28 protein-coding genes and 1 pseudogene are annotated in these 25035 nt (G+C 53.5%); 16 read left to right on the top strand and 13 right to left on the bottom strand.

Features of this window, described 5'->3' with window-relative positions; all coding sequences use genetic code 11:
- Nucleotides 1–3 precede the first annotated feature (3 nt).
- Nucleotides 4–1005: a sugar kinase gene (locus ACYOR7_RS05100; protein ID WP_294804408.1), complete on the top strand. Its 1002-nt coding sequence runs from the start codon at nt 4–6 to the stop codon at nt 1003–1005.
- On the opposite strand, the gene ACYOR7_RS05105 is transcribed toward ACYOR7_RS05100, so the two are convergent.
- Entirely contained in the window at nt 995–2620 is a 1626-nt protein-coding gene (locus tag ACYOR7_RS05105; protein WP_479913308.1) for a CTP synthase, read from the bottom strand. The genes ACYOR7_RS05100 and ACYOR7_RS05105 overlap by 11 nt on opposite strands.
- An 89-nt stretch (nt 2621–2709) precedes the next feature.
- Here ACYOR7_RS05105 and ACYOR7_RS05110 point away from each other — a divergent pair, with 89 nt between their 5' ends.
- On the top strand, nt 2710–3093 hold the full coding sequence (locus tag ACYOR7_RS05110) for a hypothetical protein (protein WP_294804411.1): 384 nt from the start codon (nt 2710–2712) through the stop codon (nt 3091–3093).
- Here ACYOR7_RS05110 and ACYOR7_RS05115 read toward each other — a convergent pair.
- Both ACYOR7_RS05115 and ACYOR7_RS05120 read right to left on the bottom strand, forming a co-directional pair.
- Nucleotides 3084–3356, bottom strand: a complete 273-nt coding sequence (locus ACYOR7_RS05115; protein WP_294804413.1) for a hypothetical protein — start codon at nt 3354–3356, stop codon at nt 3084–3086. The genes ACYOR7_RS05110 and ACYOR7_RS05115 overlap by 10 nt on opposite strands.
- Complete coding sequence (locus ACYOR7_RS05120) at nt 3353–4507, bottom strand: Cdc6/Cdc18 family protein (RefSeq protein WP_294804415.1); 1155 nt, start codon at nt 4505–4507, stop codon at nt 3353–3355. Before ACYOR7_RS05120 ends, ACYOR7_RS05115 begins: the two co-directional genes overlap by 4 nt.
- Nucleotides 4508–5379: 872 nt before the next feature.
- On the opposite strand from ACYOR7_RS05120, the gene ACYOR7_RS05125 reads away from it, so the two are divergent.
- From ACYOR7_RS05125 to trpA, 3 genes are read left to right on the top strand one after another with little or no spacing between them, the layout of a single operon-like run.
- The gene (locus ACYOR7_RS05125; RefSeq protein WP_294804417.1) at nt 5380–6180 is read left to right on the top strand and encodes an indole-3-glycerol phosphate synthase TrpC; all 801 of its coding nucleotides are present in this window, start codon (nt 5380–5382) and stop codon (nt 6178–6180) included.
- A gap of 40 nt (nt 6181–6220) precedes the next feature.
- Nucleotides 6221–7444: a tryptophan synthase subunit beta gene (gene trpB, locus ACYOR7_RS05130; protein ID WP_479913309.1), complete on the top strand. Its 1224-nt coding sequence runs from the start codon at nt 6221–6223 to the stop codon at nt 7442–7444.
- Entirely contained in the window at nt 7425–8243 is an 819-nt protein-coding gene (gene trpA / locus ACYOR7_RS05135; RefSeq protein WP_479913310.1) for a tryptophan synthase subunit alpha, read from the top strand. Before trpB ends, trpA begins: the two co-directional genes overlap by 20 nt.
- Here trpA and ACYOR7_RS05140 read toward each other — a convergent pair.
- The gene (locus ACYOR7_RS05140) at nt 8240–8566 is read right to left on the bottom strand and encodes a hypothetical protein (RefSeq protein WP_479913311.1); all 327 of its coding nucleotides are present in this window, start codon (nt 8564–8566) and stop codon (nt 8240–8242) included. The two genes, trpA and ACYOR7_RS05140, sit on opposite strands and share 4 nt — an antisense overlap.
- A gap of 26 nt (nt 8567–8592) precedes the next feature.
- Complete coding sequence (locus ACYOR7_RS05145) at nt 8593–9432, bottom strand: coiled-coil domain-containing protein (protein ID WP_479913312.1); 840 nt, start codon at nt 9430–9432, stop codon at nt 8593–8595.
- A 380-nt stretch (nt 9433–9812) separates the two neighbouring features.
- Between ACYOR7_RS05145 and ACYOR7_RS05150 the strand changes: the two are divergent.
- Together ACYOR7_RS05150 and radA are read left to right on the top strand one after the other, a co-directional pair.
- Nucleotides 9813–9950 (top strand): annotated as a pseudogene (locus ACYOR7_RS05150) (DUF5679 domain-containing protein); the annotation flags it as partial.
- A 226-nt stretch (nt 9951–10176) separates the two neighbouring features.
- Nucleotides 10177–11196, top strand: a complete 1020-nt coding sequence (radA, locus tag ACYOR7_RS05155; RefSeq protein WP_479913313.1) for a DNA repair and recombination protein RadA — start codon at nt 10177–10179, stop codon at nt 11194–11196.
- A gap of 9 nt (nt 11197–11205) precedes the next feature.
- On the opposite strand, the gene trpD is transcribed toward radA, so the two are convergent.
- The gene (gene trpD, locus ACYOR7_RS05160; protein WP_479913314.1) at nt 11206–12294 is read right to left on the bottom strand and encodes an anthranilate phosphoribosyltransferase; all 1089 of its coding nucleotides are present in this window, start codon (nt 12292–12294) and stop codon (nt 11206–11208) included.
- Nucleotide 12295: 1 nt separating this feature from the next.
- Nucleotides 12296–12901 carry an anthranilate synthase component II gene (locus tag ACYOR7_RS05165; RefSeq protein WP_294804431.1) on the bottom strand — a complete coding sequence of 202 codons (606 nt, stop codon included), beginning with the start codon at nt 12899–12901 and terminating at the stop codon, nt 12296–12298.
- Nucleotides 12902–13113: 212 nt separating this feature from the next.
- Between ACYOR7_RS05165 and ACYOR7_RS05170 the strand changes: the two genes are divergently transcribed.
- On the top strand, nt 13114–14157 hold the full coding sequence (locus ACYOR7_RS05170) for a type II glyceraldehyde-3-phosphate dehydrogenase (protein WP_479913315.1): 1044 nt from the start codon (nt 13114–13116) through the stop codon (nt 14155–14157).
- A gap of 185 nt (nt 14158–14342) precedes the next feature.
- Here the strand turns inward: ACYOR7_RS05170 and ACYOR7_RS05175 are convergent, their stop codons facing one another.
- Nucleotides 14343–14837, bottom strand: coding sequence for a hypothetical protein (locus ACYOR7_RS05175; RefSeq protein WP_479913316.1), 495 nt, complete (start codon nt 14835–14837; stop codon nt 14343–14345).
- Between the two features lie 96 nt (nt 14838–14933).
- Between ACYOR7_RS05175 and ACYOR7_RS05180 the strand changes: the two genes are divergently transcribed.
- Entirely contained in the window at nt 14934–15086 is a 153-nt protein-coding gene (locus ACYOR7_RS05180; protein WP_479913317.1) for a hypothetical protein, read from the top strand.
- Here ACYOR7_RS05180 and ACYOR7_RS05185 read toward each other — a convergent pair whose 3' ends face one another.
- The gene (locus tag ACYOR7_RS05185) at nt 15087–15641 is read right to left on the bottom strand and encodes a CBS domain-containing protein (RefSeq protein WP_294804439.1); all 555 of its coding nucleotides are present in this window, start codon (nt 15639–15641) and stop codon (nt 15087–15089) included.
- A gap of 81 nt (nt 15642–15722) precedes the next feature.
- Here ACYOR7_RS05185 and prf1 point away from each other — a divergent pair, with 81 nt between their 5' ends.
- The 4 genes from prf1 to ACYOR7_RS05205 all read left to right on the top strand — a co-directional run bounded on the left by prf1 (nt 15723) and on the right by ACYOR7_RS05205 (nt 20244).
- Nucleotides 15723–17018: a peptide chain release factor aRF-1 gene (prf1, locus tag ACYOR7_RS05190; protein ID WP_479913318.1), complete on the top strand. Its 1296-nt coding sequence runs from the start codon at nt 15723–15725 to the stop codon at nt 17016–17018.
- A 307-nt stretch (nt 17019–17325) separates the two neighbouring features.
- A complete protein-coding gene (locus ACYOR7_RS05195) occupies nt 17326–17721 on the top strand; it encodes a cupredoxin domain-containing protein (RefSeq protein WP_294804443.1) in 396 nt (131 codons plus the stop codon).
- 223 nt (nt 17722–17944) lie between these two features.
- Nucleotides 17945–19588 carry an ATP-binding protein gene (locus ACYOR7_RS05200; RefSeq protein ID WP_479913319.1) on the top strand — a complete coding sequence of 548 codons (1644 nt, stop codon included), beginning with the start codon at nt 17945–17947 and terminating at the stop codon, nt 19586–19588.
- A 53-nt stretch (nt 19589–19641) separates the two neighbouring features.
- Entirely contained in the window at nt 19642–20244 is a 603-nt protein-coding gene (locus ACYOR7_RS05205) for an Ntn hydrolase family protein (RefSeq protein ID WP_294806691.1), read from the top strand.
- Nucleotides 20245–20253: 9 nt separating this feature from the next.
- Here ACYOR7_RS05205 and ACYOR7_RS05210 read toward each other — a convergent pair whose 3' ends face one another.
- Nucleotides 20254–20946 (bottom strand): Lrp/AsnC family transcriptional regulator, encoded by a 693-nt coding sequence (locus tag ACYOR7_RS05210; RefSeq protein WP_294806694.1) that lies wholly within the window; start codon nt 20944–20946, stop codon nt 20254–20256.
- A gap of 104 nt (nt 20947–21050) precedes the next feature.
- Complete coding sequence (locus ACYOR7_RS05215; protein WP_479914450.1) at nt 21051–21524, bottom strand: PUA domain-containing protein; 474 nt, start codon at nt 21522–21524, stop codon at nt 21051–21053.
- 96 nt (nt 21525–21620) lie between these two features.
- Here ACYOR7_RS05215 and ACYOR7_RS05220 point away from each other — a divergent pair, with 96 nt between their 5' ends.
- Nucleotides 21621–22340, top strand: coding sequence for a TIGR00266 family protein (locus ACYOR7_RS05220; RefSeq protein WP_479913320.1), 720 nt, complete (start codon nt 21621–21623; stop codon nt 22338–22340).
- A gap of 11 nt (nt 22341–22351) precedes the next feature.
- Here ACYOR7_RS05220 and ACYOR7_RS05225 read toward each other — a convergent pair whose 3' ends face one another.
- Nucleotides 22352–22507, bottom strand: coding sequence for a hypothetical protein (locus ACYOR7_RS05225; protein WP_294806699.1), 156 nt, complete (start codon nt 22505–22507; stop codon nt 22352–22354).
- A 127-nt stretch (nt 22508–22634) separates the two neighbouring features.
- Complete coding sequence (locus tag ACYOR7_RS05230; protein WP_479913321.1) at nt 22635–23648, bottom strand: homoserine dehydrogenase; 1014 nt, start codon at nt 23646–23648, stop codon at nt 22635–22637.
- 91 nt (nt 23649–23739) lie between these two features.
- Here ACYOR7_RS05230 and ACYOR7_RS05235 point away from each other — a divergent pair, with 91 nt between their 5' ends.
- Both ACYOR7_RS05235 and ACYOR7_RS05240 read left to right on the top strand, forming a co-directional pair.
- Nucleotides 23740–24189 (top strand): Lrp/AsnC family transcriptional regulator, encoded by a 450-nt coding sequence (locus ACYOR7_RS05235; RefSeq protein ID WP_294806705.1) that lies wholly within the window; start codon nt 23740–23742, stop codon nt 24187–24189.
- Nucleotides 24190–24237: 48 nt separating this feature from the next.
- On the top strand, nt 24238–25014 hold the full coding sequence (locus ACYOR7_RS05240; RefSeq protein WP_479913322.1) for a sulfite exporter TauE/SafE family protein: 777 nt from the start codon (nt 24238–24240) through the stop codon (nt 25012–25014).
- Nucleotides 25015–25035: the final 21 nt, after the last annotated feature.

Below are 25035 nucleotides of genomic sequence, written 5' to 3' on the forward strand. Positions count from 1 at the left end.
TCAATGAAGGTTGCCCTCTGGGGTGTCGACTCGCGCGACGGCGCACTTCTCACAAAGATGAAAAAGACGCTCGATTCGCTTGGAGTAAAGTCCCAGGTGATGAAGGATGGCGACTATGGCACGGCTTCTGAAGTCGACATGGTCCTTGCTGCCGGCGGCGACAGGGGCATCCTGGAATACTTTCACAAGGTGACTGCCGCCTCTGCGCCTGTCCTTGGGATCTATGAAACCGATTCCACCGGCTTTCTTGCGCAGCTTGACGTCCGAGACCTCGAAAAGGCGACGGCGCGCCTGAAGAGAAGCGAGTACAAGGTCGACGAAGTTTTCCGGCTTGCCGTGAGGGTCGACGGCAAGGAAGTCGACCCCGTGCTCAACGACGTCGCGGTCTTTCCTAGCAAGAGCGCGACTTTGATGGAGCACGTGCTAAAGATAGATGGAAAGGACATCTGGCACGACAACAGCGACGGCGTCATCATATCCACACCGACAGGTTCTACTGCTTACACAATGTCAGCCGGCGGGCCGATGGTCATCCAAAAGTCGCAGGTGTTTGTCGTGGTTTCCGTAAACTCGCTTGACAACACTCGCAGGCCGCTTGTCGTCCCAAACGACGCCAGCATCGAAATCGCTGACATCACCAGCCGCTACCACTGCGAGATAGTCCTCGACGGTGGAAGGCGTGTCAGGGTGAAAAACACGCTGGAATGCACCAAGCACGCCTTTCCTGCGCGGCTTGTGCGCACCGCCGACGACTCTGCAGCGTCGCTCATGGCCAAGAAGGTGCGCTTGGCAGAGGACATGCTAAAGATGCCTCCAAGTGCCAAACTGATTCTAAAGACGCTAGAATATGAGGGCGCGCTCAGCCAGAAGGACCTTGCCACAAGGACGATGCTTCCAGAGCGTACAATCCGGCTCTCGCTTTCCCACCTCATCGATGGCGGGTACGTCAAGAAAAAGACCTCGCTCCGGGACGCAAGGCAGAGGATTTACGAGCTCAAGATCTAGCCGCTGCTTTTACAAAGGCGTCAAACGCCTGCTCGGGCCTGCCCGGCTTGCTTGAAAACTCAGCGTGGTACTGCACTGCAAAGTAGAACCTGTGGTCAGGGATTTCAAGTATCTCCATGCGCCTGCCGCTGTCAGAGTGCGCCGACAGCACGAGCCCTGCCTTTGTCACCGCGTCGAGGTAGTTCTGGTTGAACTCGTAGCGGTGCCTGTGCCTACGCCTTATCATAGTAGCACCGTACAGCCTGTGCGCAAGGGTCCCCGACTCGACTGCGATATCGTGCCCGCCAAGGCGCATCGTTCCTCCCATGTCGTGGACGTTGCGCTGCTCTGGCATGAAATCGACTATTGGGTTCTTGGTGTTTGGGTCAAGTTCTGTCGAGTTGGCGCCTGCCATGCCGCAGACGTGTCGGGCAAAGGCGACTATTGCTAATTGAAAGCCAAAGCAGATGCCGAGGTACGGCACGTCGTTTTCGCGCGCAAAGTTTGCCGCGCTGATGATTCCTTCGCTCCCGCGCTTGCCAAATCCTCCCGGCGCAAGGATGCCCTGATAATCCTTGAGCGAGGCAACCTTGCTTTCGCCACCATTCTCGAATTTCTCAGAATCTATCCACTCTATCTCTACTTTTTTTCCGATGCTTGCGCCTGCGTGAGAGAGCGCGTGATAGACGCTGACGTAGCTGTCCGGCAGGGTGACGTACTTGCCGACTACTGCTATCTTCACAGAGCCCTTGTAGTTTGAAAACGAGCTGGCGACCTTTTTCCAGTCGCCCCATTTGGGCCGGCTTCGCTTCAGCGAAAGGCCTTGCGACACCACCTTTAGCATCCCCTGGCTTTCAATCACTTCAGGAACTTTGTAGATTGAAGGCGCGTCGTGGCATGAAATTACGCTCTGCTGCTCGACGCTTGCAAACAGCGAGATCTTGCGCCTTGCGTCCGGGGTAAGCGGAGTCTTGCACCTGACTGCGATAATGTCTGGCTGGATTCCAATCCTTCGCAGCTCCTGTACGCTGTGCTGCGTCGGCTTGGTCTTTTGCTCTCCGACTACGTCGAGCACGGGCACAAGGGTGACGTGGATAAAGAACGTGTTCCGCCTGCCGACTTCAAGGGCCATCTGCCGGAACGCCTCAAGAAATGGGAGGCTTTCAATGTCGCCTACGGTGCCTCCGCATTCTACGACCATGATGTCCAGTTTCTCCTTTTCAGCGGTCCTGCGCAGGTTTGCCTTTATGGCATCAGTCACGTGGGGAATTACCTGGACGCACTGGCCGAGGTACTTGCCTTCCCTTTCGGCCGCTATCACGTCCATGTATATTCTGCCGGTGGTGATGTTGTGGTCCTTGGTCATCGACGCGTCGATAAAGCGCTCATAGTTGCCGATGTCCATGTCGCATTCTCCTCCGTCGTCCGTAACGAATACCTCGCCGTGGGCGACTGGGTTCATCGTCCCGGCGTCATAGTTGACGTACGGGTCTATCTTGACGCACGAAACTTTGTAGCCGGCAAGCTGGAGGAGCCTTGCCGTCGAAGAAGTGGTAACGCCCTTGCCGAGGCCGGACATGACACCGCCTGTCACAAAGATGAATTTCGACCTGCCGTTCTGGGCCTTTGACTGCACGTCTGACTTTTGAGGTGCGCCTTTTTATTCCTTTTTCCATGCGCTATGTTAATAAGAAGAAAACGCGAAATTAACACGTTCTTCTAAACATGCACGACTCTACAGCAGAAAGGCAGAGGGGCAAGGCTGGAATTGACGCAGCCCACGCAGGGATTGCCCGGGAAGACGAGGGCAAGGTGAGCGCCCTCATCTCTGACGCGTACGGCGTCGACAGCGCAGAGGCGCTTGACATCCACACGAACTACCACGCAGAGCGCATAATCTCGGCGCTTGAAAAGCGCGCAAGGGAAAATGGGATGGGCAAGGACGCATTTGACGCCAGGGTGCAGGATCTCGACGTCGCAAATCAGGCGTACCAGGTAGCAACCGGCCAGCTTGCCGAAGCGGCCGCAGTGGACATTATGTTCCGCAATCTCTATAGGATGGAGAGCAAAGGCGGGGACAACGACAGGTACGTCAACTTTTACGGCTGACCGACATAGCCCACGTCGCGGAAAAACTGCACCAGCCTTGCGACCTGCTCGTTTTCCGACAGGCCGTACATCACGCTTGCGTACTTGGTCTGTCTGACCCAGCCTATCTTTACAAGGTCGTCAAGGTTGTTCTTGATGTCCTCCCTTTTCAGACCCGTCTTTTTATGCAAAAGGTAGATGGTGGCCATCTTGCCTTCCTGCGCAAGCGCCCTGATTATCTTTATCTTGCCGATGCTCCCGATGCCGGCCTCTATGTCGCTCATTGCTTCACCTTTGCCATGAGCACGGGCTCCAGTTCTGCAAGCGACGCGCCGTGCAGGCCGATTTCCTTGAGTGACCGCATTTCAATCAGCCGGCGCGCCTTCAGGTCGTCAAGGTAATCTTCGACATCCAGCTTTTTGATTCCCAGCTGCTCGGCAAGCTCGGCGCCGTGCAGCCGGACATCTTTGAGCTCGACGTACTGTTTTTTCCTGCTCTTTAGGGCGCGCACCACTGCGATCAGGCTCACGATATGGTTCTTTGATAACTGTTCGATCTCCTCTGTAGTCACTGACGGGTGGGTCTGGCCGTGCACCTTGCGCACGTGTTCCAGTGTCACCCTGCCCGCTCCCTGCGACTCGGCGAGGTTGCCGGCATACAGCAAGAGGTCGAGCGCATAGCGCACGTCGCCGTTTACTTCTCCCGAAGTCGTTATCTTGGCGACTTTATCGATTACGTCAGAGCCTATCGCCTTTGGGTTAAAAGCCTGCGCGCACCTGCTTGACAAAATGTCGCTCACCTGCTCCAACGTGTACTGGGAAAATTCCATTGGCACGCGGCCAAGCGTGCTCAGCTCGGCAGGGTCGAGCCGGCTGTAAAAGTCGGTGCTTCTTGCGATGAATATGACTCCCTTGACGTTGCAGGGCTTGTCGGGCTCAAACTCGTTCAGGCGCGTGAGGTCATAGATGATGCTCGTGTCCTTGCTTGTCTTTATCAAATAGTCTATCTCATCCATGACGATGAGCGCGTACTGCTTGTTGTCACGGAGATACCGCAAAAGGTAGCGCAGCATCTCTTCCGCGCTCAGGCCCTGCGACGGCAGGTCGGGCGCAAGGCGCTCCAGCAAAAAGCGGTATATCGCAAACTTGTTTCCGCCCTGCAGTTTCAGGTTGATGTATGCAGTCTTTAAGGTCAGGCGCCTTCTTGCGAATTCTTCCTCCACTGCCTTTGCCGCCTTTGTGACGGTCGTGGTCTTGCCGATGCCTGCGACTCCTATCACTTGCAGAATCGTGAGAGGGAACCTGTCGGGGTCTTGCGCAGCCTCTGAAAACGCGTGGACCAGCTGCCGCACCTGCGCCTCCCTGTGGGGCAGCTCTTGCGGCATGTACCGGGGCGACAGTTTGGACCTGTCTGCAAAGACAGCGCTTTCTGGCATCTGTATCTAATTTTTCAGCCGTGGGTATATATCAATATAGAATACGATTTGTCTTTGATATAGACGATTGCGATTTGAGCTTCTATGGCTGGCTGGCGGCTAAACGACGGGCAAAAATTATGTCTTGACCTTTAAAAACAGCGTGTCGCCCGAGGGCGCGTGCCAGCGCCTGACAATGCAAAAAATATTACAGTCTGGATAAAAAGTCAAAATGAACACGATATTAGTCACCTGTTGAAGATACTTTTTCACTTATCAGCCGATAAGCAAGTCTTAACTATATTCATAGATAGCTGGCAATCAGGCACTGCACAACCGTGCCTGAGCAAGTCAAATGTACTGTGGCGCCGTGGGTCTTGCCCCTGCCGCGATTAGACGCTTGGAGCAGCAGCGGCAGGGGCTTGCCATGTTGTTCATCAGGTCATGACTCGCCATGACAGCTGTGGCAGGTTTGCAAGTATTTGCAAAAATGCACAGCACGACTAGCACGAAATTGTTATACTAATGAGTTTCGCGTACAGGCATCTAGAATTTTGTCATTCAGACAGCTTTGACCAACATTTTATCACGATTATTTCTGCAGAATTCTTCTCTTGGCAGACCGCACTTGCGACATGAGCCTAACGAGTATTCGTTTGTTTTACCGCAGTTAGGGCAATCAATTTCTTGCGGCGCTTTCATGGCGCCATCATTCCCTGTGTCTATCAGGGAAGAAGCGTTTCGAGCAGCAGACATTTGAGACACAATCTAGAGCAATCGCTTTAAGATTTGCTTACTGGCCGATTAGTATCGCGCGAGTAAGTGCACTTGATAATCTGGTAAACATACATATCAATATAGAATTAATAGCCGACTGACCGTGCAAAACTTGCATGAGCAGCAGGTTTGCCAAGGCCGGCGACACCATTGAGCGCCTGGTCGAAAACTCGTTCAAGGCGATAGACGACGGCGCCTATGATCTGAAAAGGAGCGCAAGCCACGACGCCATCAGCGTCAAAAAGGCAATCTTTGCCTGCAAACATGCACCCCTGATAACCGAGGTCAAGTTCTCGTCGCCCTCACGGGGCAAGATACGCGAGGTTGGCACGCCGGCCGAAATCGCGATAGCGATGGAAGAAGCCGGCGCAACCGCTCTTTCCGTCCTCACCCAGCCGTACATGTTTGACGGCTCGCTTGGGAACCTGCTTGCGGTTAGAAAGGCGGTGTCGATACCTCTTCTCATGAAGGACATTGTCGTAAGCGAGGTCCAGATAGACGCGGCAAAGCAAGCTGGCGCCGACTGCATACTGCTAATCAAGGCAGTGTTTGACCGCGATCTGGCAGAGTCAAGTATTGAAAAACTGCACGAGCACGCGCTCAAGAGAGGGTTAAACGTGCTTGTCGAGGCGCACAGCGAGCAAGAATACACAGACTGCCTCTCTTCAAATTACGAGCTTGTCGGCATCAACAACCGCAACCTTGCAGACCTGAAAATAGACATCGCCAACACCGAGCGCCTCATCAAGAAACTCGGCAAGGGAAAAAGCGCGGTGATAAGCGAAAGCGGGATAGCCAAGCCGGCGGACATTCAGTACCTGCGCAGCGCAGGCGCGGACGCGTTTTTGGTGGGAACAAGCATCATGGAAACAGACGACGTCGGCACCAAAGTCAGAGAACTGTACAACGCCCTGTGAATATTAATAACCCTTGGGGGTTACTGCACCACATCGAGACATGCTTGGAAGCTATCCCGTCGGCGGCAAGTTCGGCAGGTATGGGGGTAAGTTCATACCCGAGACGCTAGAGCCGGCCGTGCGGGAGCTGGAATCCGCTTATGAAAAATACCAAAACGACCCCGAATTTCAAAAAGAGTTGCATTACTACCTCACCCAGTACGCCGGGAGGCCCACTCCGCTGTATTTTGCAAAGAACCTCACGGAATACGCCGGCGGGGCCAAGATACTGCTAAAGCGCGAAGACTTGTTGCACGGTGGCGCGCACAAGACCAACAACACGCTCGGCCAGGGCCTTTTGGCCAAGAGAATGGGCAAAAAAAGGATAATTGCAGAGACAGGGGCGGGTCAACATGGAGTCGGGACGGCCCTTGCGTGCGCAATGCTCGGCCTGTCTGCAGAGGTCTACATGGGCTCTAAAGACGTCGAGCGCCAGAAGCTCAACGTGTTTCGTATGCAGTTGTTAGGCGCAAAGGTGCACTCTGTCGATTCTGGGACAAAGACGCTGAAAGACGCAATCAATGAGGCAATCCGGGACTGGATTTCAAACGTCAACTCCACTTATTACCTCATAGGAACCGTGATGGGCCCGCATCCCTATCCGATGATGGTCAGGGATTTTCAGAGCGTCATTGGCAAGGAGGTAAAGGACGAGATGCAGCGCGATCACGGCAGGCTGCCAAGCGCCATCGTGGCCTGCGTCGGCGGGGGCAGCAACGCCATGGGCTCGTTCTACCCGTTTGTCGACGATTCATCCGTGAGGTTAGTGGGAGTCGAGGCGGCTGGAGAGGGGATAAAATCGGGCAAGCACGCGGCCACCCTGACTGCAGGCACCGCCGGCGTGCTCCACGGCATGTTCACGTACGTCCTGCAGGATAGGGACGGGCAGATAATGGACACTCACAGCATATCCGCAGGTCTCGACTATCCCGGCGTCGGGCCGGAGCACTCGATGCTCAAGGACCTAAAACGCGCCGAATACGTCCCGTGCACGGACGACGAGGCTGTAGAGGCGTTTCTGACGCTTTCAAGGCTGGAGGGCATCATACCGGCTCTTGAATCGTCGCACGCAATCTCGCACGCGATAAAGATGGCAAAAGAGATGGACAGGGATGAGATTATTGTCGTCACACTATCGGGCAGAGGAGACAAGGACGTGACAATCGTACAGGACTATCTCAATTCAAAAAAGGGCCGCAAACATCATGCTGCAAGAAGAAAATAGAATCAACGCAAGGTTTGCAAGCCTTGCAGAAAAGCGAGAACGCGCCCTTGTCTGCTACGTGGTAGCAGGCTATCCTGACGACAAAACGACTGTCGAAATTATTGACGCACTGGTCGCCGGCGGCGCCGACATTATCGAAATAGGCATACCATTTTCAGACCCAATAGCCGACGGCCCGACCATCCAGCGCGCATCGCAGGCTGCGCTAGAAGCCGGTTCAACGCCTGCCAAGGCGCTGCAAGTTGCAAGGCAGGTGAGGAAAAATCACCCCAACCTGCCGTTGCTTGTAATGACCTACTCGAACATCTTTGTAAAGCCAGGCTGGGATGGCTTTATACTGCGGTGCAAAGAGGCAGGAATCGACGGCTTTATCCTGCCTGATATGCCGGTGGAAGAAGCGTCGGACTATTCGCCAAAGGCGGCGCAACACGGCATGGCGACGGTGTTCCTTGCGTCTCCAAACACCCCGGAAGAAAGGCTTGAAAAAATAGCGCAAAATTCGTCGGGGTTCATGTATCTCGTCTCGGTCTACGGCATCACGGGCGCAAGGCGCGCCTTTGAAGACTATACAAAAGACGCGGTGCAGCGAGCAAAAAAAGCCGCAGGAGGCAGGATACCCGTCGGAGTGGGCTTTGGGATAAGCAAGCCCGAGCACGCCCGCTTTATGGTAAACGCCGGCGCTGACGCAATAATCGTCGGAAGCGCCATAGTCGACAGGATTTCAAGCGCCAAGAGCAAAAAGGCGATGCTAAAGGAGCTAAAGGCGTTTTCCGCGTCGCTCAAGAAAGCGTGCCGCTAGTAGGGCATCACAAGGCCAGAATTGTCACTTGCAAACAGGATGTTGTTCAGCGTGACTTGGAACCGCCTGCCGTTGTGCTCCACGATGACTTCGATGTCGTCAAGCGATTCAGAAGCCTCGTCACCTTCCAACTTTTTTATCGCCACGTGTATGGCCTCGTGCGACACGAGCGCGTCCATAAAGGGTTCGATTTGTGAAAAACTGCCCCGGCCGGCCCTCGCGTCCTGCGCCGACTGGATGACAAGCATCGTCTGGCCGCTGTACGTAAAGTAGCCAGGCGAATCGTCGATGGCGCAGGCAAGCGCAAAGTCGTTTATCGCCATGCAGGCTTTTAGCTATCGCATCCGCCTTAATCCTTTTCGCTGTAAAGCAGCCGTAGCTCATCGAGGCTGAGTTTAGAGCCGGATTCAAGTTTCTTTCTTGCAGTCTCTTTTACCTTGAAAAGCGCGTCGCTTGGCAGGTTGTAGCCGTACTCCTCGCGCTGGCGCTTTCTCATGGCAGACATTTCGTCTAGGCGCGCGTTTATCGCGTCAAAGCGCTTGGCAATGCTTTCGTACTCGGCAAGGCGCAGGTTGCGCTCGGCCGCCAGCTTGCGCTTGGCGTCGTACAGCTTATCCATTTCCAAGTTGATTTCTGCAGTCTTGGCGCGCAGCGCGTCGCGTTCGTCGTTCCGCGCCTTTACCGCGTTGCCAATGTCTGCCGACTGTTGCACGAGCATGGCGTACTGGTCCTTTATCGTGCGGGTGGCCTTTATCGCCTCAATCTTCATCGAAGCTTCCTTCACCCTTGAGAGTATCTCGCCTTTTTCGCGCTCACCCTTGTACTGCCTGCCGTCAATCAGCGCCTGATTCGATGCAACGATGGCTTGCAGCTCTTCTTCATTTTCTGAAGGGAGCCTTGCCTCCATCATGCTCAGGAAATTCTTGGACTGCGAGATCTTTTCACTCACCGACAAAAGATCCGAGTTGTGCTTGTCCACCTCTATCTTTACCTGCTTTAGCCTCTCCGTGACCGAGTCTAGCACCGTTTTCTGGGCCTTTATGGATGATATCAGGACGTGGAACTGGTTCCTGTCGATGTCGACAAGCCGGCCGGTGACGCCTTTCAGGTCGCCGGCGACCTTGCGCTTTAGCGCAACAAGGTCCTCCCATCCAAGCGACTCCAGCGCCTTGTCTCCCTCTGCTTCCAAGATACACAAGATACGTGCAAAATTAGTATAAAAGTATAAAGCCGCCTCAAATGAGGCTGGAAATAGCGATGAAAACCGCAGTCTTGTAAGGGTGACACATGCGAAAAACAGACCCAGAAATCGAAAATTCCTTCGTGACGTATGCCGATTTCAAGACATTGCCATAGATGGGGGCTGGCGGATTCCACCACAGGCATGCGGCGGGACAAGCTTTCTGACGCACTTTGAGCCAAGAATGGCCAGTTTTCTCCAGTGGGTTGAAGATTTTTTTATTTGGCGACCGTATTTTGAGCAACTTTGCACCAATTTCATGTCCAAACGACCGAAAATCGGCCATTTTGGAGCTATTCTTATATTCAAGCGTGCGTGACGTAGCCACGTTGGCAACACAAGCATATTGTGTAAAGTGTAAAGCAAAGAGGGAAATGAAGGGAGAAAAACAGGTCACCATGAAGAACGGACGCAATGCGCTTTCAGGGACATGCTCGGTCTGCGGGACCAAGATGTTCAAGATTGGCGGCGGTAGCAGTGCAGGCGGCAAGGCCAAGGCCAAAGCGCCTGCCAAAAAGGCTGCTGCCAAGAAGAAGGCAGGAAAGAAGAAAAAGTAGCGTTATACTTGTCCGGGTCTCCCCCGGACGTTTTTTCACCTTTGTAAAATTGGACGCCACCACCGCCCATCCACCCCTCCCTCCCCTGCAGGTGCGCCGGACATTATATACTCCACTAGTATCGTAACAATCAGAAATGACCGAAACTTCCAGAAATGTTGTGGAGTTAGAAATAGAAGACATTGAAGGCGTCGGGCCGACCACTGCTCGCAAGATGAGAGAGGCAGGCATCAGTTCAGTCATGGAACTGGCCACTGCCGTCGCAGATGAGCTTGCGACAGACCTAGGCGGCTCCAAAGAGACTGCCAGCAACTTTATCATGGCAGCGCAGAAACTTCTCCGCGAAAGCGGTGTCCTTGACAACGAGTTTACCACTGCCGACGTTGAGCTTGAAAAGAGAAAGTCGCTCCTGCGCTGCTCGACTGGCGCAAAAGCGCTTGACGAGCTCTTGCTTGGCGGCATAGAGACGCAGGCGATAACCGAGTTCTACGGCGAGTTTGGCTCTGGCAAGTCCCAGATATGTCACACGCTGTGCGTAACGGCGCAGCAGCCGCCTTCAGACGGCGGCCTTGGTGGAGGCGTAATACTGATAGACACAGAGGGCACCTTCAGGCCAGAGAGGGTCGACCAGATAGCAAGGGCGAGGGGCCTTGACGCAAGCGAGGTGCTAAAACGCATCGCAATATGCAAGGCATACAACTCTAGCCACCTGGAGCTGATAGTAAAGTCAATGGGCAAGTACATCGATGACTTTAAGGCCAAGATGATAATAATCGACAGCATCATCTCGCTCCACAGAGCCGAGTTTGCAGGCAGAGGCACACTTGCCGACAGGCAGCAGCGCCTCAACGGCCTAATGCACAAACTGGTCAGGATAGCCGAGATCTACAACGTCGCAGTCATTGTGACCAACCAGGTCCAATCGACGCCAGACACATTCTTTGGAGACCCGACCAAGCCAGCAGGCGGAAACGTCATTGGCCATGCGTCCACATACCGCATCTACCTGAGAAAGGCAGGAAACGACCGGGTGGCAAAGATAATCGACAGCCCATACCACCCCTACTCGGACGTCAGGTTCACTGTGAACGAGAAGGGCATCGACGACACGGACGAGGCTCCGAAAAAGAAGTCCAAGGACACAGCAGACGAATAGTAGCAACAGCTAGAGGAGCAGATATTTCTTTTCTGCCTGCTCTAGCGCTTCTTTGTTTCCGCACTCGCTGACTAGCTGCGCCAGTTTTTCTCGCGCCCGCCCGCTTTTTATTGCGCCCCGGGCAATTTCTACCCCTTCTTTAAAGTCACTTGCGACCTTGCTTACAACGAGCGCCGCAGAAGCGTTGAGCACTACCATGTCCTCCTTTTCCTGCCGACCGCTGCCGTATATAGCGGCAAGCGTGCTCTGGACAGATTCGTCCTTTGTTGTCACCACCAGCCGCTCGGGCCTTGCGACTGCCATTCCCACTACCTTGGGCCCAAGGCGCAGGCGCTTTATTGTCTGGCCGCCGGCAGTTACCCACAGGATGTCGTTTTCGCACGTGTTTGACAGCTCGTCAAAGCCGTCTGCCGCATGCACTATCATTGCCTCGTTGACGTAGCCCTGGCAGGCTTCTGCAAGCGTGTCCATGAAAAATGGTTCAAAGACGCCTATCACCTGGCCTGAAATGTTGGTGCACGGGTTGCTCAGTGGGCCCACCACGTTAAAGACTGTCCGTATCCCCACTGTCTTTCTTGCCGGCGCGACGTTCTTCATCGCAGGGTGGAATGCTGGCGCAAACAAGAACCCGATGCCAGTATTTTCTATGCATTTCTGCACTCTTGCCGGCGGCGCATTCAGGTCAAGGCCGATGCTTTCAAGGAAATCCGCGCTCCCGCACACCCCGGACACCGACCTGTTGCCGTGTTTGGCGACCTTGGCGCCTGCGGCAGCTGCGACGACAGCGGCAGCAGTGCTGACGTTGAATGTCCTTATCGAGTCGCCGCCCGTTCCGCAGGTATCGATGAGTGGGCCTGCTACTGCGGGCGTCATCCTCGTGGCATGACGCCGGACGGACTGGAGTATTGTGCGCAGTTCAGCCGGCGTTTCGCCCTTCATGGCAAGCGCCACGAGAAACGACGCAACCGACGCCTCAGACGCCTCTCCTTTCAAAATGGAATCGAGCGCGCCGGCCATCTCGGCCTCTGAAAGTTCTGCCCTTGCAACCAGCTTGCGTATCACCGGCCGCAGGTCTGCTGCTGCCTGTGCGGCGCTCATTTCATTTTTCCACCAGGGAGAGAAAGTTGGAGAGTATCCTGCGGCCTTCGCCTGTAAGTATAGATTCGGGGTGGAACTGGACACCTTCAATGGGATACTGCTTGTGCCTGATGCCCATTATCTCGCCGTCGTCTTTGGCGCGGGCTGTGACCTGCAGGCAGTCGGGGATGGTTTCCTTGTCAGCCACAAGTGAGTGGTAGCGGGTTGCCCGGAAGGGGTTGCTCACTTCCCCAAAGAGTCTGTCGCTGTTGTCGCTGTATTCAATAGTGCTAGTCTTGCCATGCCTGACCTTCTTGGCGTTTATCACCTTGCCTCCAAAGGCATGTACAATGCCCTGGTGCCCCAGGCAGACTCCAAGTATCGGGGTCTTTGGTCCAAGCTGCTGTATGACGTCGGTGCAGACGCCAAAGTACTTCCTGTCTGCAGGGTGGCCGGGGCCCGGCGAGATGACAATGCCGTCAGGCTTCATCTTTTTTATCTGCGCAAGCGTTATCTTGTCGTTTCTTACGACCATGGGTTCGGCGTCCATCTCGCCCAAGAGCTGCGCAATGTTGTAGACAAAAGAGTCATAGTTGTCGATGACCAGTATCTTTTTCTTTCTGGCCAAGTGCTTAACCTTCGGTGGACGACCTGTCGCACTCTTGCCAAAAGCGACCGCCTCTTTCCATTTGACTCCACCGGAAAGGTGCCTTTATTGTATTTAAATCTAGTGCGCTTTTTTGTGCAGGTGTAGAAAGGCTCTGGATGGAAATCCGGGAAGATATATAATCCAAGGCTTACAAAAAACACCCTGTCCTCAAAAAGAGAGTAGATGATATTTTGGTCAAGGTCTTCATAAATGGGTATGGAAACATCGGCCGGCGCCTTGCAACCGCGCTTTCTTCCGACAAAGAGATCCAGTTTGTAGGGGTCGCCAAGTACACGATAGACGACAAGGTCAAGGAGGCGCTGGACAACCGCTACAGCGTTTTCGTGCCGGAAAACATGGTTGCCGCCTTTAAGGAAAAGGGCTACAACGTGACAGGGCCGGTGAAAGATGCTGTCGCCGCTGCTGATCTGGTAGTAGACGCAGCAAAGGAAGGAGGCGGCTTTGAGAACAAAAAGGCGATGTACGAGCCAATGAAAAAGGCCGCGATATTCCAGGGCGGGGAGGACCGCCACGGCGAAACGGCTGTAGCAGACATGATCCACAATTCCCGTGTAAACTACTCCAAGGCGCAGGGGCGCACGTACGTCATACAGGGCAGCTGCAACGTCTCTGGCATGGGCCGGATAATGCAGCCGCTTGTCGAGAAATACGGCCCGCGCATAAAGCGCTGGGACGTCTCGCTCATCAGGAGGTGGGCAGACCTTGAGGACACCAAGGCCGTCAAGGATTCTATCGAGTGGGACAGGCACCCGCACCACCAGGACGACGTCAAGGACTTTATCCCGGATGCCAACCTGTACGTCGACGCCTTCAAGGTGCCCTCAAGGATGATGCACCTGCACCACATGACGATACGCTTTGACGGAAAGGCGCCTTCAAAGGACGAACTTCTCGAATGCTATAGAAACGAGTTTGGAGTCGCGATACTGAATTCTGCCAAAGGTACTGGAGACGTCCGCAAAAAGGCGATGGAGCTTGGCTTTGCGCATGGCGACACCAACATGGTTCACTTGCACGGCGACATCCTGCGCGTACAGGACGACACGGTAAAGCTGGGCTACTCTGACGACCAGACGGGCATGGTGATACCGGAAAACCACATGCTCATCCAATCGATGGCATTCAAGCGTCCTAGAGAAGAGGCGTTGAAAAGGACCGACAGCCTCTTCCAGATGAGCAGAAAGCGCAAGATCCTCGAAGAAGAATTCAAGTAGGAAAAGGTAAAAAGACCGCCAAAAGTCGATTCGCCGGATGCTGACTGCTCAAAGCCGCTTGAGACAAATCACAAGCGGTTTGGATAAAGGGTAAAAGCCTTTTTCGGCATTCAACTTTTGTAAGTCGACAGCCTCGGCTTACTCATTCACAATATGGGAGGGCAGGTCGGCATTTCCAACTACTACTACCGCTGCTCTTCCATATTGTTTGGTTTTATTGCACAACTCTGAGTCATGCGTCTGTGCACAGAATAGAGCGCCCACGCTAAAAGACCCACAGAGACGATGCGCAGGGGCATCTGATACTGCACAAAGACGCTGGTCGCTGCAGCGCCGGCGACCCCAAACGTTGTGGCCATGAAAAAGCCGGCCGACGTGCAGCCCGCGCAGGCGCTTGATATGACGCCAAGAGTAGAGCCGGAGAAAAACGACGCTCCTATCCTTACCTTAGATGTCCTGAATATGTAGACGTTCATGCTCACCACGATTCCAAGCATAATGGCTGTTGCGGTGGAAAGCGCAAAGCCGGCCCACCCGCTTGGAGGCACTTCAAAGGCAAGCATCGGAGAAAAAAAGAGCAGTTGGTCAAAGTGCGCCATTAGTACCCAAAAGCCGGCCGCAACTGCAATGGCAAGAGCAATGTGCGCCTTGCTTGAAAACACGAGTGAAAGCGAGTTCATCTTTTACGGCTGGAACGACAGTGTCACCTGCCGCTTAAAACCGTTGCTTGGTGCGAAGAAGAAGAATTCAAATACCGTGCCTGCGTGTACTTGCCCGTGAAGAAAGCGCAAGCGCGACAGCAGGCGCCACAAAGAAAGGAATGCGCCCTCTGCGGCACGACTCTCCCAGCTGGAAGCGAAGTCAGCATCTGTGGCGAGTGCATGAAGTGCGCCGACTGCTGCGTCGGCCTTGAAAGTCTGCGCGACTAGCTACTCTACCATCTTTAGCGTGTCAGTTATCGTCACTATGCCGATTACGTTTCCTTTTTCGCTTACCAATATGCACTTTGCAAACCGCACGAGCGGCACTAGCGCCTTTGCCGGGGTTGATACGTCCACTATGGGCGGAGGCGACTCCATCACCTGGTAGACCTTGACGTCTTTCAGCTCGCCCTCGTCCTTTTCTACCATTATCTTGGCAAGGCCGTCCTCTGTCAGTATTCCGACCACCTTGGAGCCGTCAAGAACCGGTATCTGGCTGATAGAGTTCCGGCGCATCATGTCTATCGCCTCGTGGAGCTGCTCGTCCCTCTGGACGGATATCAGTTTTCGGCTGCATATGTCGCCGGCTTTCATAGACGTCCGGCCCTCAAGCGAGCCGAGGGCCTCGAATATCTTGCGGGCAGTTTCGTAGCTGGGCTTGCACCTTCCAGATTCAATCTGGTTTATCATCGAGGTGCTGACACCTGTGAGACCTGCCAGCTTTCTCTGGGTTATCCCAAGGCGCATCCTTGCCTGCTTTATGTACTCTAGGCGCGGTAGCAATCAACTTGACTTGTGCGTTTTCAACTTATATAGTCTTGCGGATTTTTGCGTAGTTTTATATTATGTGCATGCGGATTTTTGTTGTTACGACTGTTTATGGGGAATGGCGGCAACGGCACAGAAAAGTGGGATTCGGTCAAGCGGTACAAGCTGACCAAGATGATAAACGAACTGTCGAGTATATCCGGCCACGGCACGGAACTCGTCACGGTGTACGTGCCACCGAGGCGCCCGATATTCGACGTCATTTCGCAGTTGCGTAACGAGGCAGGGACGGCTTCCAACATAAAGTCAGACCTGACAAGGAACCACGTGCAGGATGCCTTGAGCAGGACCATGGAACATCTAAAATTATTCAAAGAGACGCCGGAAAACGGCTTGGTGATATTCTGTGGCGCCATACCCACTGGCAAGGGCTTTGGTACGGAAAAGATCGAGTTGACATCTGTCATCCCGCCAAAGCCTGTGCAGATTAGCCTGTACAGATGCGACGACCATTTCTGGACCGACCACCTCAAGGAGATGCTAAAGGACGAAAAGGTCATTGGCATCCTTGCAATCGACACGCAGGAGGCAGGCCTCGGAATACTGACTGGCGACAGGTGGGAGGCAATTGATTCATTGACTTCCGGAGTAGCTGGAAAGCACAGGCAGGGAGGACAGTCCGCCCGGAGGTTTGAGCGCCTGCGCGACAACGAGCTGAACGAATACTATCACCGCGTGGCAGACCACGCCAAGGCGGTCTTTATCGACCAGTTCAACGTCAAGGGCATAATCGTGGGCGGGCCTGGCCCCACCAAGGAGAACTTTTTGAAAGAAGAGTACCTGGACTACCGCCTGCAAAACAACGTGCTTGCGACACTTGACACCTCGTACTCTGGCGACGAGGGCGTACGCGAGATAATAGACAAGGCACAAAAGGATGGCATTCTGACGGAGTTCCGGGTCATGGAGGAAAAGCAGCTCGTCAAGAAATTCATGGGAGAGGTCCATTCGAGCAAGGGCCTCGGAATCTATGGCATTTTCGACGTCGTAAAAGCGCTGCAGGGCAACATGGCGGACCTTGTGCTTGTCACAAGCGAGATATCGTACATGAAACTCGACTTCAAGTGCAGGTCGTGCAAAAACGTGCAGGAAAAGATAATCGACCGCGCGGCGCTCACCGCGACAAAGCAGGACGTCCTGTCAAAGCCGTGTCCCGTCTGTGGCGCATCGGATTTTGAGGTTGTCGAAAAGGACATCGTTGACTATTTGCAGGAACTTGCGACAATGACCGGAACTAGGCTTGAGGTGATTTCCGGCCAGACAGAAGAAGGTGCGCAGCTGGGGTCGCTTGGCAAGATAGGCGCGGTCCTGCGCTACAGGATCATGCAGTAGGACTGCAAGAGCAGCTGGCAGTTTCTTTAAAGCAGCCAGAACACACAAAGAACGTATCGCAGCCGAGAGGCGAGCAGGCTTCAAAAGACTTGATCTCTCTGCCGCAGGCGCACTCGTCCACGATAGGACTCGGGTGGAAAAACATATCTAGCTTGCGGCCACCACGCGCCAGCCGCCCCGGTTTGTAGATAATCAGCAAAAGATGAGCCCATAAAATCCATCACGCACAAAAACAGTAAAGCCCTTACAACAGTTTTTTACATTTTTCTCAAAACTCTTTTAGTTTTTCAAGGGTCGCTGTGTACCGATGAACAGGAAAACGACAACGCTGGCCGCAGCGATTGCGGCCATTCTGGCAACAGCTGCGTTCGCTCTTGCAGGTCAGGCGGCCTATGCTGCCAATGTCAACATCGATATCGTGGCAGGAGCATCGACCAAGTCAAACGACGCATTTTCTCCAAACCCCGGCCAGGCGCACGTAGGTGATACAGTCACATGGACTAACAAAGACAGTGCAATTCACACCGTAGAGTCTGGTTCCAATGGAACTCCAGATGGCAAGTTCGGCGTCCAACCAGATGGCAAGACTCCGATACTCATTCCGCCAGGCAAGACGTCTGAATTTAAACCAACTGCAGCAGGCGACTACAAATACTTCTGTTCGCTTCACCCAGCAATGGTCGGCGAACTCAAGGTATCCTAGATAACAGCTGAGTACCGCAACACATGCACACGCATACACACACGCAGAGAAAAACTGACTGACCGGTTTTTGTCTTTCCACGGTCAGGCTGCCTTTTTATGCGCAGGGAAACTAAAGTGCGTGCAAGCTTGCCCTCATTTTCAGGTCAGAACCGTTAGAGCAGATTGTTAATCGTTGCACCGTGCGCATATTTAATAAAGGTAGACAGCTTACCTCTCATGAGATGGCCACTCAACTCAAGGTTCACCCGTCGTTTTTCAAGGAATTCGCAACCAAGACGTGGGTTTCCCCTACGGAAATCGTCAAGGAGCTGATTGAAAACGCCTTTGACGAAGACGCGACAAAGGTTCTCGTCACGATCCTGAAGAACGGCATATCGATTGAGGATGACGCAGGAATGGACCAGAATGGCATGGAAAAATTCCTGCTTCTCGGCTCGCCTCACAAAAAGGTCGAGTCTATTTCGCCAAGATTAAAGAGGCTCAGGACGGGCAGGTACGGCACCGGCAGGCTATCGTTTCTCACGTCTTTTGAGAGCATGAAGATAAGGACAAAGCGCGGCCCGTTCCACAAGGCGTTCATGATAGATGGAAACGTGCTTGACAGACTTTTCACCGGAAACGCCGCACTAGACGACCTGAACGAGCCGGCGCTAAAGCGCGACGGCACAGAGCTCGTGATGTCTGGGTCAAAGGTCGAAAGCGACGTATTCAAGCTGTCAAAGGAAATCCGCAAGCTGGCAATCCTGAGGCAGCCGATGTTCGAGGTATGGATAAAGTCTGCAGATTCGTTCTCAGAATGGGACTTTTCCAATGCGCAAAAGGTAACGGCGCCGGACATACAGGGCCACAAGGTCCCGGTAAGCCTTGACGGCGGCAGGATAACCGGTGAGATAGTGATAGCGCGCAGGCCACTTTCAGACGAGGAACGCGGTATAGCAGTCATGGTTGGAAACCACATCGTGACTCGCAGCAACTTTGGCTTTGACACAAAGCTCAGCCGCGTCACGGGCTACGTCAGGTGCGACACCCTCACTTCGAGGTTTGCCGACAAGTCGGCGTTGATAGAGGACGAGGAATACGTAAAATTCAACCAAGCCATGAAGACGTTTGTAATTGACACCGTAATCCCAAGCTTGACAGAGTACGAAGACGTGCTCATTACTAGGGAAGAGTCCAAGATATACAGGGAGATAGACAAGGTCCTCGGCCAGGCTATGGTGGAGACTCTGGAAACGCAGGAGGAGGTGCAGGGCTACGAGATGGTCGACGTAAAGGAGGTCGTCAGGACGACCAAGTCAGAGGAGCAGGAAGAGGATGAGCGTCCGACAAGGTCATCTGCCGGCGCGCAGGTGCAGGAATACGAGGAGGTCAAGCCGCTTGCACCGGAAAGCAGCGGTATGAGCAAAGCCGAGCATGCAAGGCAAGAAACTACAACCGAACCGCAATCGTACAGGTCCGTGCCTGTCGAGGAGGCGGCCGGCGTCCAGGGCGAGGTAGTCGACGTCGTCGATGAAAAACAGGTCGATGGCACGGTCATAAGGACGAAAAAGATCCGCAAGCCGATAGTGAAAAAGACGTTTGCGCTAAAGAGGATTGGCTTTAAGGTAATCCCATACGAAGACGAGTCTGATTCAAGGTACAGTTTCACAAGCGACAACGTCGTTTTCGTGAACAAGGCCAACTCGACGTACAAGGCAGAATCTTCAAGGGGCGACGAGTTTTTGCTGAGGCACATCATCAACATGGTCGCAGAATCGATAGCAAGCGCCAAGCACCCAGAGGGCAAAGAAGCTCTAGAGCTCCAGAACCGCCTCGTATCAGAAGCAATCAGGATACACGACTATTCCGTCCTAAAGCACGCCTAGGCGGACGGAAACGACTATATCTAACTGCCAGCGCGAATTAGAGCGATAGACATATGGCCTTTGAATTCATGCCGGGCGCTACCGTGGTAGGAATCTCGTATAACGATGGCGTGGTCCTGGCCGCAGAAAAGAGGATTTCGTTTGGCAACTTTGTCGTGAACAAGAACATGAAAAAGACGTTCCCCGTCACACAGCACGTAGGCGCTGCCTGCGCAGGCATGGTGGCAGACATGACAGTCCTTGTCAGGCAGGTCGAGGCATTGGCGAAAATCCGCAAACTTGAGACAAGGCGCGAGGTCGCCCCGAACTCTGTGGCGAAACTGATGTCGGTAATAATGTTTGAGCGCAGGTATTTCCCGCTTCTCACTCAGGTCATAGTCGGCGGCGTAAACGACAAGCCAGAGATCTACACCCTTGACCCGCTTGGCTCCGTCCTTCCAGATAAGTACGCGGCCGTTGGCACAGGTGCTGAAATGGCGCTAGGCATCATGGATGCCGAGTTCAAGCAAGGCATGAGCGAGGAAAACGCTAGGGAACTGGCAATAAAGGCGATCAAGTCAGCAACGCAGCGCGATGCCGCTTCAGGCGACGGAATAGACGTGTTGGTTGTGACTCGTAACGGCACAAGGGAAGAGACTGTTCCGATAAGAAACTAGGCTTTCCTCTTACTCGGGTCCTATTATCAAGAGATCCGCATCTTTCTTTCTTCCCAAGACTTCAATCGACTCAAACCACGAGATCTTCTGAACACCGGAAATAGACTTGATTTTCTCAGATGTTTCTATGAATTCTTGATTGCTGTCCAGTATTGCTTCAATCTTCAGGTCCGCTCCATCCCCAAACGTACGCGTAAGGGCACTTACTTTTTCAAGAGCAAGAATTTCTCTTGCGACTTCAGATGTATCTCCGACGCCAAGTGATACGATAAATGTAACGTGCTTTTTGCCGAATTTCTCGTATCTCAGGCTATATGATTCACTGATGAATTCTTCTTCAAGTCGTTTCCGCCTTCTTTGAATAGTGCTTAGCGGTATGTTTAGGTCCTTTGACAGCTGCAAAGAAGATGGATTTCCACCGCATTCTAGTAACGCCTTTAATATTTTCTTGTCTAATGCAGAAAGAATGGCTCTTTCCGTACTTTGATGGTTTGCAGGATTGCCATTTGAATTATTTATTACCTTGATGAGACCGTACATGAGGTCCGAAAGTTGGTCTACTGTAAGCAACTCAAAAAGACCTGCATTGACACCCATGTTCCCCAATTCTGTCATTATGGCTTGTCTGGATACATTATGCGTGGATGCGGGTATTGATGTCTGTATTTCGACGATTGATGAAGCCTTGACGCCGTTAGACACAGCCCTCCTACAGAATAGGTATGATTTAAATCTATCTTTAAATCTTTGCCATTACTGAATACAGACGTTTAAAATAGCGCTTTCTTGTCTTGAATTTGCAGGCCTCATATTTCCTTGTGCGCCTCCCATATCTTGTCGCTGATATAGTGAAGGTTGTCAACGACATAGCCCTTTTGCATCGACTTTGCGGCCTCGCTGTCTTCCAGCGCGATGCCCACTGCAAGCATCTTGCCGTGCGTCTGGTCCTGCACGGTCACAATGTCGCCCTTTTTAAAACTGCCAAGCTCGACTATTCCCGGCCTGAGTACCTTGGCGCCATTGCAGACGAACTTGACTGCCCCCATGTCCACCTTGACCGACGGAAACTGTGCGAGCGTTTCCGGCTTGCCAAGGAACGGAATGATATCGTCTTTGACCTGTGCGCATGTGATTTCGTCGGACACGAGCAGGCGCTTGCTTTCGTCGACCTCGTAGACCTTGAACGTCTTGACCTTTGGGACCGTGTCGGCGGGCCAGCGCGCCCTCATCTTGTCGACGAGGTCAGAGGTTTCGCTTTTTGAAAGGACAGAGATCTTCAGTTTTACTCACGCAGACTAGGTATCCCATCGTTATTATCGTTTACATTCATTTTCTTTTGCAGGCAACTTTATACGCACACGAGCCGTGCCAAGGACATGCAATTCAGCATAGTCAAGGCGCCCATGGCGCTCCTTGAGGTCCAGATGTCTGCAGGCGAAAAGATAACCGCGGAATCCGGAGCGACGGTCTACATGAAAGGCGACATCGAGATAAAGACGAGGACGAGGGAAGGCGGCTTTCTGAAAAAGCTAAAGGTCACGGCGCTTGGAGGCGAGTCGTTCTTTGTAAACGACTTTATCGCAAAAAGCGACTGCTCTCTCGGCCTGACCGGCCCGCCTATCGGCGACATTGTTCAGCTTCAGGTAAGGCAGGGAAGCGGGTTCATAGTCCAGTCCGGCTCGTATGTCGCGTCTACTTCAGGCGTGCTACTTGACACCCAGTGGCAGGGATTCACAAAGGGGCTTTTTGGCTCTGAATTTTTCATGCTGAAAGCAACGGGAGAGGGCGACCTCTTTGCAAACGCGTACGGTGGCATCATACAAAAGGACCTGCTGCCGGGAGAAAAGATGAGCGTAGACAACTACCACCTAGTCGCGCTTGGTGAGCGCGTGCAGTACAACGTCACGCAGATAGGCGGCCTAAAGACAAACATACTCGGCGGAGAAGGCTTTGTAACCCAGTGCACAGGTCCCGGCCCGGTCCTGTTCCAGACAAAGAACCTGCGCGAGCTCATAGACATACTGGGGATAAACCAGCGCGCAGAAACAACGTCAAATAACACGGGCGTCTCGTTTGGCGGGTTCAGGATAGGATAGGATAATGGTAGCTAGGCGTTGGTGTGCGTTATGGCCTGCCAGCACTCGACGCAATAGTCGCCCGTCACTTGGAATATCTCGGCAGGCCTCTTGCCGCAATGATTGCAGGAAATCTCGCCGCCTGCAATTTCCTCATTTTTCTCGGTGTCAGTATCTAAAATCTGCATGATGGTGTTATAGGAATTTTAATGCAAATCGGATATTTATAGGTAATTTGTTTCTACTGCTTGACAGTTCAGGTCAAGGGGTTTTACATAGCTCGGTAAGTCCCCCTTTTCGGGTGCAGAACGCTATCTAGCGCTCAAAAATGGTGTCTCTAATTTCTATGAGGTCGCGAAGCACTGCGCTTGCAGTCTCCATGCCGCCCGCCCCGCGCCCTATGATGGTCTGGGAGCCCGAGTGCTCGGACGAGAACGTGACTGCGTTTAGCGTGCCGTTGACGCATATCGGGTCCTTCTTGGACACTTCAGTCGGTTTGACTTCAAGGCGCCTGCTGTCGCAAGCCGCTATCAGTTTTATCGCGTTTCCACGCGACTGCGCCTTTTCCACGTCTGCGACGCTGACTTTATCTATCCCGGTCCTTGCCACGTCTTTCATGGTGACCTTCATGCCCATTATCCAGTTGGCCATGATGACAAGTTTTGCCGCAGCGTCGTAGCCATCCGTGTCAAGTTCTGGCTTGGCCTCGGCGTAGCCCTTTTCCTTGGCGTCCTGCAAAGCGCTCTGGTACGTCAGCCCTTCCTCCATCTTGCTGAGGATATAGTTCGTAGTGCCGTTCAGTATGCCCTGGAACGAGGTTATCCTGTCGCCCTTTAGGCAGCGCTTTGCAAATTCCAGTATCGGCGTGCCACCGCCGACAGTGCCGCTGAACCTGAACATGACTCCGTTATAGTTTGCCAGTTCTATCAGCGACGGAAACGCAAGCGCAAGGGGACCCTTGTTGATGCTGATGACGTTCTTGCCGGTCCTCATCGCAGATATTATGTGAGATGTCCCCGGCTCGCCCGTCGAGAGATCTGTTGGCGTGCACTCTATAACCACTTCTGCCTCGACGTTTTCAATTACCTGCAACGGGTCGAATTTTGCAGATTTTTTTTCGTAGGCGCCGACGGTGCCCTTGGACTTTTTTGCCACAAGCAGGCGCTCCAGGTCCAGGCCGGCAGGCGAAACGGCAGAGCCTCCGTTGTCGACGCACGCCACTATCCGGGGCTTTATCCCGTGCTGGCTGTACAGGTCTGCAGAGCGGGAGAGCAACAGCTTGGCAAAACTCTGGCCGACGACGCCAAAGCCCACGAGGATTACGCGCAATTTCTACCCATTTGCTTAAAGTGGTCGGGTTAATATGTTTACGACAACGACGACAAAACTATAAAGCGCAAGCAGACACAACGCTTGTTTTGTGAGGCCTGCAGACATTATTGACGAGATTGACCTTGGGTTGATAGACATCCTGCAAAAGGACAGTTCTACTCCGGCGGTCAAGATTGCAGGAATGCTAAAGGTCACGGAAGGAACCGTGAGGAACAGGGTGAACAGACTGCGCCGGCTCGGCATAATACGCAGGTTTACAGTCTCGGTAGATCCGATGGTCCTTGGCCAGGGCGCGATTGCGTTCGTACTTCTCAACGCGGCTCCGGGAAGGGTCACAGAGGTTGCAAAGAGGCTCGCCGCGCTTGACGCAGTGGCAGAGGTGCACGAGACGCACACGTACGGCGACCTGCTTCTAAAGGTTAGGGCAAAGAGCCCAAGCGACCTTGCGGATATTGTCGCAAGCAGGATAAAGGCAGTCCCGGGCGTCGCCGGCACGCAGGTGATAACCGTCCTCAACGCGTGGAAGGACGTCGCCTAGAAGAGTTAGAGTTTTAAGGAATCGGGGTCTACAATCAGGTTCTAGCCTTTGTTTGACATTATCACCACCGTCATAGTGCTTGTGGCAGTCGGCCTTGGGGCCGGCACCCTGGGCTCTATGCTCGGGGTAGGCGGGGGCATACTCATGGTTCCGGCGCTCACGTTCATGGGGCTTGCACACGCTCCTGCGGCGGCCACGAGCCTGTTTGCAGTCACGTCGACAAGCGTATCATCGACCGTGGCGTACTCGCGCCAAAAGAGGATTGACTACAGGCGCGCAGTCCAGCTTGCGATTGCGGCTGTGCCGGGTGCAGTGCTTGGGGTGTTCATCTCGACAGGCATATCGGATGCGCAGTTCAAGCTGGGCTTTGGTATAATGCTGATGGCAGTGGGCGCGTACGTCATGTTCAAAAGCTCCATACTGAAGGAAAAAGGACAGCGCAAGATGTCCATCGTTCAGCACGCGGCGGTGTTTGCGATAACGTTTGGGGCAGGCATAATATCGAGCCTCTTTGGCGTCGGCGGAGGCACGATATTCGTGCCGGTGATGCTCCTAATTTATCGCATGACGATGCACAATGCCGCGGCGACATCGCAGCTGGCGCTCATGATAACGTCGTTTGCAGGGATTTTTACGCACGCCTTAGTGGGCAACCCAAACTACCTTTACGCAATAGCGCTCTCTGCCGGCGCGTTTGTAGGCGCGCAGCTTGGGGCCAGGTGGTCGAAAAACACCAAGGAATCTCTGCTTCGAAAGATGCTCGGCATAGTGCTCATGATAGTAGCCGTGACGTTCATCCTAGAAGGATTCGGAGTAAAACTATAATCAAAAAAATGAAGAGGAGTT

Source organism: Candidatus Nitrososphaera sp. 86-2 (assembly GCF_056726185.1).

Bases quoted from the DNA above. Each gene is read 5' to 3' on its own strand.
- ACYOR7_RS05220 (WP_479913320.1), top strand. From the start codon at position 21,621: ATGCAATTCAGCATAGTCAAGGCGCCCATGGCGCTCCTTGAGGTCCAG.
- ACYOR7_RS05225 (WP_294806699.1), bottom strand. From the start codon at position 22,507: ATGCAGATTTTAGATACTGACACCGAGAAAAATGAGGAAATTGCAGGC.
- ACYOR7_RS05120 (WP_294804415.1), bottom strand. From the start codon at position 4,507: ATGCCAGAAAGCGCTGTCTTTGCAGACAGGTCCAAACTGTCGCCCCGG.
- ACYOR7_RS05110 (WP_294804411.1), top strand. From the start codon at position 2,710: ATGCACGACTCTACAGCAGAAAGGCAGAGGGGCAAGGCTGGAATTGAC.
- trpD (WP_479913314.1), bottom strand. From the start codon at position 12,294: ATGAGCGCCGCACAGGCAGCAGCAGACCTGCGGCCGGTGATACGCAAG.
- ACYOR7_RS05175 (WP_479913316.1), bottom strand. From the start codon at position 14,837: ATGAACTCGCTTTCACTCGTGTTTTCAAGCAAGGCGCACATTGCTCTT.
- ACYOR7_RS05115 (WP_294804413.1), bottom strand. From the start codon at position 3,356: ATGAGCGACATAGAGGCCGGCATCGGGAGCATCGGCAAGATAAAGATA.
- ACYOR7_RS05125 (WP_294804417.1), top strand. From the start codon at position 5,380: ATGAGCAGCAGGTTTGCCAAGGCCGGCGACACCATTGAGCGCCTGGTC.
- ACYOR7_RS05100 (WP_294804408.1), top strand. From the start codon at position 4: ATGAAGGTTGCCCTCTGGGGTGTCGACTCGCGCGACGGCGCACTTCTC.
- trpA (WP_479913310.1), top strand. From the start codon at position 7,425: ATGCTGCAAGAAGAAAATAGAATCAACGCAAGGTTTGCAAGCCTTGCA.
- ACYOR7_RS05205 (WP_294806691.1), top strand. From the start codon at position 19,642: ATGGCCTTTGAATTCATGCCGGGCGCTACCGTGGTAGGAATCTCGTAT.
- trpB (WP_479913309.1), top strand. From the start codon at position 6,221: ATGCTTGGAAGCTATCCCGTCGGCGGCAAGTTCGGCAGGTATGGGGGT.
- ACYOR7_RS05140 (WP_479913311.1), bottom strand. From the start codon at position 8,566: ATGGCGATAAACGACTTTGCGCTTGCCTGCGCCATCGACGATTCGCCT.
- radA (WP_479913313.1), top strand. From the start codon at position 10,177: ATGACCGAAACTTCCAGAAATGTTGTGGAGTTAGAAATAGAAGACATT.
- ACYOR7_RS05200 (WP_479913319.1), top strand. From the start codon at position 17,945: ATGGCCACTCAACTCAAGGTTCACCCGTCGTTTTTCAAGGAATTCGCA.
- ACYOR7_RS05195 (WP_294804443.1), top strand. From the start codon at position 17,326: ATGAACAGGAAAACGACAACGCTGGCCGCAGCGATTGCGGCCATTCTG.